The 8157-nt window shown below is 64.8% G+C and carries 9 protein-coding genes; 6 read left to right on the top strand and 3 right to left on the bottom strand.

Annotated features, from left to right (window positions below):
• The coding region (locus B3D39_RS03115; protein WP_286789366.1) for a radical SAM protein at window positions 1–520 on the top strand (520 nt) is incomplete at its 5' end.
• A gap of 76 nt (window positions 521–596) precedes the next feature.
• On the opposite strand, the gene B3D39_RS03110 is transcribed toward B3D39_RS03115, so the two are convergent.
• A complete protein-coding gene (locus tag B3D39_RS03110) occupies window positions 597–965 on the bottom strand; it encodes a hypothetical protein (protein ID WP_274962670.1) in 369 nt (122 codons plus the stop codon).
• A 511-nt stretch (window positions 966–1476) separates the two neighbouring features.
• Between B3D39_RS03110 and B3D39_RS03105 the strand changes: the two genes are divergently transcribed.
• Window positions 1477–2487 (top strand): PhoH family protein, encoded by a 1011-nt coding sequence (locus B3D39_RS03105; protein WP_078548700.1) that lies wholly within the window; start codon window positions 1477–1479, stop codon window positions 2485–2487.
• 207 nt (window positions 2488–2694) lie between these two features.
• Here B3D39_RS03105 and B3D39_RS03100 read toward each other — a convergent pair whose 3' ends face one another.
• Window positions 2695–2943, bottom strand: coding sequence for an accessory factor UbiK family protein (locus B3D39_RS03100; protein WP_078520603.1), 249 nt, complete (start codon window positions 2941–2943; stop codon window positions 2695–2697).
• A gap of 123 nt (window positions 2944–3066) precedes the next feature.
• Between B3D39_RS03100 and lgt the strand changes: the two genes are divergently transcribed.
• The 4 genes from lgt to B3D39_RS03080 all read left to right on the top strand — a co-directional run bounded on the left by lgt (window position 3067) and on the right by B3D39_RS03080 (window position 7290).
• Window positions 3067–3972, top strand: coding sequence for a prolipoprotein diacylglyceryl transferase (gene lgt, locus B3D39_RS03095; RefSeq protein ID WP_338113639.1), 906 nt, complete (start codon window positions 3067–3069; stop codon window positions 3970–3972).
• Window positions 3969–5051 carry a class I SAM-dependent methyltransferase gene (locus tag B3D39_RS03090; protein WP_274962671.1) on the top strand — a complete coding sequence of 361 codons (1083 nt, stop codon included), beginning with the start codon at window positions 3969–3971 and terminating at the stop codon, window positions 5049–5051. The genes lgt and B3D39_RS03090 overlap by 4 nt, the downstream gene beginning before the upstream one ends.
• A gap of 25 nt (window positions 5052–5076) precedes the next feature.
• A complete protein-coding gene (gene pgeF / locus B3D39_RS03085; protein ID WP_078520602.1) occupies window positions 5077–5829 on the top strand; it encodes a peptidoglycan editing factor PgeF in 753 nt (250 codons plus the stop codon).
• A gap of 786 nt (window positions 5830–6615) precedes the next feature.
• A complete protein-coding gene (locus tag B3D39_RS03080) occupies window positions 6616–7290 on the top strand; it encodes a Hint domain-containing protein (RefSeq protein WP_168174748.1) in 675 nt (224 codons plus the stop codon).
• Window positions 7291–7415: 125 nt separating this feature from the next.
• Here the strand turns inward: B3D39_RS03080 and B3D39_RS03075 are convergent.
• A partial coding sequence (locus B3D39_RS03075; protein WP_286789365.1) for a M3 family oligoendopeptidase occupies window positions 7416–8157 on the bottom strand: 742 nt, incomplete at its 5' end.

Here is an 8157-nt window from a genome sequence, read left to right as displayed (position 1 = left end):
ATCGGGCTCGGACAAGATCCTCAAGGCGATGAACCGCAAGCATACGGCGGAGAGCTATACCCGCCTGATCGAGCGCATCCGCGCCGCGCGCCCCGACATCGTGATCTCGGGCGATTTCATCGTGGGCTTCCCCGGCGAGACCGATCAGGATTTCGAGGACACGATGGCGCTGATCCGCGAGGTCAATTACGGGATGGCCTATTCGTTCAAATACTCGCCGCGCCCGGGCACGCCCGCGGCTGGCGCGAAAGGCGCGGTACCGGCCGAGGTCGCCGATGCGCGGCTGCAAGAGCTTCAGGCGCTTTTGACCTCGCAACAGCGGGCCTGTCAGGAGAGCATGATCGGGCGCGAAGTGAACGTGCTCTTCGAGAAGCCCGGGCGGCTGGACGGCCAGTGGGTCGGTAAGTCCGACTACCTGCAGGCGGTCCATGTCTCGGGCGAGGGGCTTGGCCCCGGCGTTCTGGCGAAGGTGCGGATCACCGGCACGGCGCCGAATTCGCTGGCGGGCGAGTTGATCTGAGTTCTCGTCGCGTTGACGTCTCAAATGAAAAGGGCCGCGTGATCCGCGGCCCTTTTGATTAGGTAGTCCTGACCGATCAGTTCGGGCCGGGCGGGTCGTTCGCGATCGCTTTCAGAAGCTCTCTACGCAGACCTTCGGGATTGCCCACGAGGCTCTCGTTCTTGCAGATCTGAGTCGCGAGGCCGTTCGCATCGCCGTAATCGTAACCGAAGGCCACCAGATCATCGACGAAGCTGCCCTGCGGGTGATCCCAGATCGTCTCGCGCCACGGGCCGCGGAAGCAGTCGATATGAATCTGTTGCTTGCGGGTCGGTCCGCAGACGGTCTGGTTGTTGACGTGATCGCGCCCGACCGGGCCGGTGTAGCAGCTCGTACCGGCCTGTGTGGCGCCAGCGAACGCCATACCGGTGAGCAACGCGGCGGCGGTGATTGCAATGGTCTTCATCTCTCGAGACTCTCCTGATCGGGCAGCGGAATAACATGCGGCGCTCAAGATCCCTCCGACCCGAGCGCCGTCAGGGTGCAGTTTGCCCTGAATAAACCTAAATTGGCGAGAGATTGTCGATATTTGCCGGGTTTGTGAGAACAATAGCCGAAAAAGACAGCGGGTGTTCCGATTGTTGCGACAGTGCTCGCGCTAGGGTTGTGGGGCCTTTGGCTTTTGCAGCCTGTTTCTGAGCCCCGAAGGTCCTTTTTCACAGCCAGCGATTCGGGAGTCATGACGCGGCGCGGCGAAGAGGTGGCATCCTCGGTCAGCGTATCGTCGCGCATCCCCTTGCGAAACCGAATTTGCCTAATAAATAGGCAATGCCGCCAAGCGGAACCGCGCCTGCGTTTTTTGGTTTCAGTTTGATGAAATTTGCTGCCGCGCCTAGGAGGGCGGGAAACCAGTGCTTGCGTGAATCCCCCGAGGCAGGCACCATATCTTTACCAAACCAGCTAAGGAGACTCTGTATTTGGGCTTCAGCGCGATCACACCCCCGCCTCGCTCTCAGGATGCTCACGAGACGCTTCTTGAGTTCCCCAACAACCGGCTGCTGATCGATCTTTGCGGTGAATTCGACCGCAATCTGGCCCAGATAGAGCACAAACTGCAGGTTCACATCCTGCGGCGTGGCAACCAACTGGCCGTGGTGGGCGAGCCCGAAGCGCAGTCGCAGGCCGCCGCCGTGCTGCATCAGCTGTATCAACGCTTGGAGCAGAATAAGCCGATCGACGCCGAAGAGGTCGATGCGGCGCTGCGCATGGCCGATCTGGGCGGCACCGGGACCACGGTCGACGAGCAGCTCGAGATGTTCGAGGCGGGCAAGTTCGAGATCCGCACCCGCAAGAAGCAGGTCGAGCCGCGCACCGAGGCGCAGAAGGCCTATGTGAAGCATCTCTTCGAGCACGAACTGGCCTTCGGGATCGGGCCTGCGGGCACCGGCAAGACCTATCTCGCCGTGGCCGTGGGTGTGACCATGCTGATCGGCGGTCATGTCGACAAGATCATCCTGTCGCGTCCGGCCGTCGAGGCGGGCGAACGTCTGGGCTTCTTGCCCGGCGACATGAAGGACAAGGTCGATCCCTATATGCAGCCGCTCTATGACGCGCTGAACGACTTCCTGCCGGCCAAGCAGCTCGCGAAGCTGCTGGAGGAGAAGCGGATCGAGATCGCGCCGCTGGCCTTCATGCGCGGTCGCACGCTGTCGAACGCCTTCGTGGTGCTCGATGAGGCGCAGAACGCCTCGACTATGCAGATGAAGATGTTCCTGACCCGTCTGGGCCAGGGCTCGCGGATGGTGATCACCGGCGACCGGTCTCAGGTGGACCTGCCGCGCGGGATGCCCTCGGGGCTGCAGGATGCAGAGCGTATCCTCGGCCATGTCGAGGGGATCAGCTTCAACTACTTCACCGCGAAAGACGTGGTGCGTCACCCGATGGTCGCGAAGATCATCGACGCCTATGACAAGGCAGAGGGCGAGTAAGTCCGCGGGGTTTTCGACGGAGTTTCAATCTGCCCGCGCCTCGGCGCGGGCATTTTGGTTTGTGGTGATGTGTCTGGAAGTCTGACAGAGGGACGCGCCCGAGCCTTGGGTGGGCGCGGCCCGGGGGCTGGTCGCCCTCGAACGGGTCCCCAACGAAAAACGCCCGGCCATTCGGACCGGGCGTTTTCAAATTCCATCGCGAAGAATTCAGCTCTCGGATTTGCCTTCGAGCGCCTCGATGCGGGCTTTCAGCGCCTCGTTCTCCTCGCGCGCTTTCTGCGCCATCGCCCGAACCGCGTCGAACTCCTCGCGGGTCACGAGGTCGCGGTCGGCCAGCCAGCGGTCCATCCAGCTTTTCATCGCCGTCTCGGCCTCGTCCTTCGCGCCTTGGGCCACGCCCATCGCGTTGGTCATCAGCTTGGACATTTCGTCGAACATCTTGTTGGGCGGCTGCATCGGCATCCCCTTGCGGTCAATTTCTGCTTCTCTGTCTATATGGGCCCCGGCGGTCCCGCTGGCAAGGTTGACTTCCCGGCCTGCGCAGGGCTTTCTCGCGGCGATTTCTGACAGGAGACCGCCTTGCTGCCTCTCGCCATTCCCTTCCCCGATTTCGATCCGGTGGCCATCACGATCCCCGGTCTCGGCCTGCCGATCCGCTGGTATGCGCTGGCCTATATCGCGGGGCTGATCGCGGGCTGGCAGATCATCGTGGCGCTGATGAAGCGCGATACGCTCTGGCCTCAGAACCGCGCGCCGATGAAGCCGGGCAAGGTCGAGGACCTGCTGACGGCGGTGATCATCGGCGTGGTGCTGGGCGGGCGGCTTGGCTTCATCCTGTTCTATGAGCCCGCGTGGTATCTGGCCCACCCGCTCGATATCGTGAAGGTCTGGCAGGGTGGCATGTCCTTCCACGGGGGCTTTCTGGGCACGCTGCTCGCAGGGTGGTGGTTCGCGCGACGGCATAACGTGCCCAAGCTGCAACTGGCCGATGCGATGGCGCTGGTCGCGCCGATCGGATTGTTCCTCGGGCGGATCGCGAACTTCATCAAGCCCGAGCTCTGGGGGCGGCCCACGGACGTGCCGTGGGGCGTGATCTTCCCCGGTGAGCTGGCGCAGACCTGTCTCGGGATCGCGGGGCAGGTGGACGGTACCTGCGCGCGCCATCCCTCGCAGCTCTATGAGGCGGGGCTAGAAGGGCTGCTGCTGGGCCTGATCCTCTGGAGCATGGTGTGGTTCGGTCGCTCGCTGAAGCGCCCGGGCCTGAGCCTCGGCGTGTTCCTGATGGGCTATGGCGCCGCGCGCGCATTCGTCGAGCTGTTCCGGCAGGGTGATCCGCAATTCGTGACCCTCGGCAATCCCTATGGCCACGTGATCCGCTTCACCGATGGCTGGGGTCTGACGATGGGGCAGGTGCTGTCGCTGCCGATGATCGCGGTGGGGCTGTATTTCGTGATCCGCGCGCTTCGGGCGCCGAAAGCCTCGTGACCCCGCTGGACGACATCCTTGCCGCGCAGATCGCGGCGGAGGGGCCGATGCGGCTCGACCGCTATATGAGCGCCTGCCTGCTGCATCCCGAGCATGGCTATTACGCGACCCGCGATCCGTTCGGGCGCGCAGGCGATTTCATTACGGCGCCGGAGATTTCCCAGATGTTCGGCGAGATGCTGGGGCTGTGTCTGGCGCAGGCGTGGCTCGATCAGGGTCGGCCCGCGCCCTTCGTGCTGGCCGAGGCCGGGCCGGGGCGTGGCACGCTGATGGCCGATATGCTGCGCGCGATGAAGGCGGTGCCGGGGATGGTGGAGGCCGCGCAGGTCCATCTGATCGAGGCCTCGCCCACCTTGCGCGAAATCCAGCGCGAGACGCTCGCGCCGCATCACGTCACGTGGCACGAGACCATCGACGGCCTGCCCGAGGGGCCGCTGTTCCTCGTCGCGAACGAGTTTCTCGACGCGTTGCCGATCCGGCAGTTCCAGCGGGACGGCGACGGCTGGGCCGAGCGGCAGGTGGGGCTGTCCGACGACGGCACGCTGACGCCCGGCCTCGCGCCGCCGTCGCGTCTCGAGGCGTTGGAGCCGCGCATGGCCGACACCGTGCCGGGCGATGTGGTCGAGACCTGCGCAGCCGCGGTGAACTTCACCGAGACGCTAGCGGCGCGGATTGCAAACCAAGGCGGCGCGGCGCTGCTGATCGACTATGGCAACTGGCATTCCAAGGGCGACACGTTTCAGGCGCTCAAGGGCCATGAGCCCGTCGATCCGTTTGCGGAGCCCGGCGAGGCGGACCTGACCGCCCATGTCGATTTCGAGCCTCTGGCGCAGGCCGCACAAGACGCGGGGGCCGCCGTCTCGGGGATGACTGCGCAGGGCGTTCTGCTGGAGCGGCTCGGCATCACGGCACGGGCGCAGCGCCTCGCGCAGGCGTTATCGGGAGCCGCGCGCGAGACCCATATCGCCGCGCATCGCCGCTTGACCCACCCCGAGGAAATGGGTCACCTGTTCCAAGCTCTGGCCCTCGTCGCACCTGCTGCGCCGCTGCCGCCGGGGTTCGATCCGAAGACCGTCTGAGCTATTGAGGAACGCGATGTCGACGATGCTCGAAATTCTGACCTCACCCGCCTTGGGAACCGTGAAGCACGGGTTCTTCACACGCAAGGGCGGGGCCTCCTCGGGTATTTTCGCAGGGCTCAACTGCGGTCCCGGCTCGTCGGATCAAAGCGAGGCGGTGCGCACCAATCGTGCCCGTGCCGCCGATGCGATGGGCGTGGAGCTGAACGCGCTGCAAGGCGTCAATCAGGTGCATTCGCCCGATGTCGCGGTGATCGAGGAGATCACCGATCCGCCGCCGCGCGCCGATGCGGCCGTGACCAAGGTGCCGGGCATCGCGATCTCGATCCTGACCGCCGATTGCCAGCCGGTCCTGTTCTCCGACCCGAAAGCGGGCGTTATCGGCGCAGCCCATGCGGGCTGGCGCGGCGCGATGGAGGGGGTGCTGGAGAACACGCTCGACGCGATGGAGCGTTTGGGCGCGCATCGCGAGAACATCACCGCGGTGATCGGGCCGTGCATCTCGGTCCATTCCTACGAGGTCGGCGAAGACTTCATGGAGCAGTTCCTGATGGAGGACATGGACTACAGCCGGTTCTTCTCGCCCGGGCCCTCGGGAAAGCCGCATTTCGACCTGCCTAGCTTCTCGCTGCACAGGCTGCGCGAGGCAGGCGTCGGCGAGGCGGAATGGATGCGCCGCTGCACCTATCAGGAACCCGAGCGCTTCTATTCCTATCGCCGCACGACCCATGCGGGCGAGGCCGATTACGGGCGTCTGCTCTCGGCGATCCGGCTCTGATCCGGGTGCGCGGGCGGCGCGCTGCGCGCTGCGCGGGGCCGACAGGGTCGCTGAAACAATCGACCCTGCCGCATTCCTTCGTTTCCTTGCTCGAAAAAATCCAACTCCCGCCCCATGCTGGCCCCATTGCGTGGGCAGAACAGTCCCGAACCGGATCGAAAACGATCTCGTGACGAGGGGACAAAGATATGAACAAAACTCAACCGACCCGCCGCTGGATGAAAGCCGCCGTGGCCTCCGCTCGCGACTGCGACACGCGGATGCCCTGGGCCCGCAAGGCGCGCCCTTCTTCGCAGACCGGCCGTCCTGTGGCGTCCGCTCCGCGCCAGGTCAGCGCAGCACAGTGACCTCCCTTCTCGCGCGGCGATCGTAATTGGTCATGCTGATCGCAATGCGAGACCTGGCCGGGCGCTGCCACGCCCGGCCATTTTCATCACCCGTCTCCAGTGTCTCTGGGGGCGGGTGATTCGCTTTGAATGTGGTGAGACTGTGGCCGTTTGTGCGCGGTCGGGAAACGTGCCGTTAGGGCAGGGGCTGACTGCTCGGCGATCGCGAGACAATCGCGTCAATAATTTGACGGCCTCGCACGTTTTAGCCATGTTGTGAGCGTCTCTCTGCAACCGGTGGGGGCCGATGCAGCCGTGAGAAGACCGAAAGGCCTATCGCATGAATCTACCCCACCGGACGGCAGCTGCCGCGCTACGTCCCACCGAAACCGAACCGCCTCTGCCGCGCCCTTTGCGTGCGAGTCCGAATGCGCCGAAACGCGCCCTGCGCGCTTCCGCGATGACCCGCCGCTATGCCGCGTGGTGGCTGGAGGCGAACGGCTTCATCGAAGAAACCTCCCGCGTCGCCCCGGCGATTCCGCTGTTCGAGGAAGCGTTCTCCGCCTTGGCGCGCGGTGCCGTGATCGCGACCGAGGAAGGTCCGGTCTCGGTTGAAGATCTGGTGCCCGGGATGCGGGTTCTGACCGCCGACGAGCGCGTCGAGACCATCACCTGGAAAGGCTCGATGACGATGTTCCCGGCGGCGAAGGACGTGGCCGCGCGGATGATCCGCGTGACCGCCGAAGCCTTCGGACACGGCCGCCCGTCGCAGGATCTGGTGCTGGGTCCGCATGCGCGGATTTGCCTGCGCGATGCCCGGCTGCGCGGGCGTCTGGGCATCGAGGCGGCCTATGCGCCGATCGCGGCCTTCGTCGATGGGGTGAGCGTCATCGAGGTCACGCCGATCTCGCCGGTCTCCGCCTATCATCTGGTGCTCGAGCAGCATGGCTCGCTCAAGGTCGGCGGCATGGAGGTCGAGAGCTTCCATCCCGGCGAAGGGTTCGAGCGGATGATCGACCCGCGGATGGCCGAGCTGTTTCTCGCGCTGTTTCCGCAGATGGACAAGCTGCGCGAGTTCGGCCCGCTCGCCGCGCCGCGGCTGACCCGGTTCGAGGTCGAAGAAATGCTAATCTGATCGGGGCCTTCAGGGGTAAAGGTTCCGGTCGGAGTTGACAGTGCTTGTGGGGAGCCGGTCACGGAAACGCCGCGCGTTGAGAACCTCGCGCGGCGTTTTTTCGTTTTCAGAACGGGGCGGGAGGATTACTCCTCCATCGCCTCCAGCTCGTCGATGAAGCCTTCGATCATCGACAGGCCCTTGTCCCAGAAGGCCGGGTCGGACGCGTCGAGGCCGAAGGGCGCGAGCAGTTCCTTGTGGTGCATCGAGCCGCCCGCTTCCAGCATCGCGAAATACTTGTCCTGGAAGCCCTCGGGCGCGGCCCCGTAGGCGGCGTATAGCGCGTTCACCAGACCGTCGCCGAAAGCGTAGGCATAGACGTAGAAGGGCGAGTGGACGAAGTGCGGGATGTAGGACCAGAAGGTCTCGTAACCTTCCATGAACTCGAATGCCGGGCCGAGGCTCTCGCCCTGCACCGACATCCACAGCGCGTTGATATCCTCGGGCGTCAGTTCCCCTTCGGCGCGGGCTGCATGCAGCTTGCACTCGAAATCGTAGAAGGCGATCTGGCGCACGACCGTGTTGATCATGTCCTCGACCTTGCCGGCCAGAAGCGTCTTGCGCTCCTCCTTGGTCTTTGCGGCAGCCAGCAGCTTGCGGAAGGTCAGCATCTCGCCGAAGACCGAGGCCGTCTCGGCCAGCGTCAGCGGCGTGTTGGCCAGCATCTCGCCCTGCTTTGCAGCCAGCACCTGATGGACGCCGTGGCCCAGCTCATGCGCCAGCGTCATCACGTCGCGCGGTTTGCCGAGGTAGTTCAGCATCACGTAGGGGTGCACGGTCGTCACGGTCGGATGCGCGAAGGCGCCCGGCGCCTTGCCCGGCTTCACG

It is taken from the genome of Thioclava sp. UBA3469, from assembly GCF_002378135.1.
Classification (GTDB): domain Bacteria; phylum Pseudomonadota; class Alphaproteobacteria; order Rhodobacterales; family Rhodobacteraceae; genus Thioclava; species Thioclava sediminum.
This window is presented reverse-complemented; position numbering and strand designations above follow the sequence as displayed.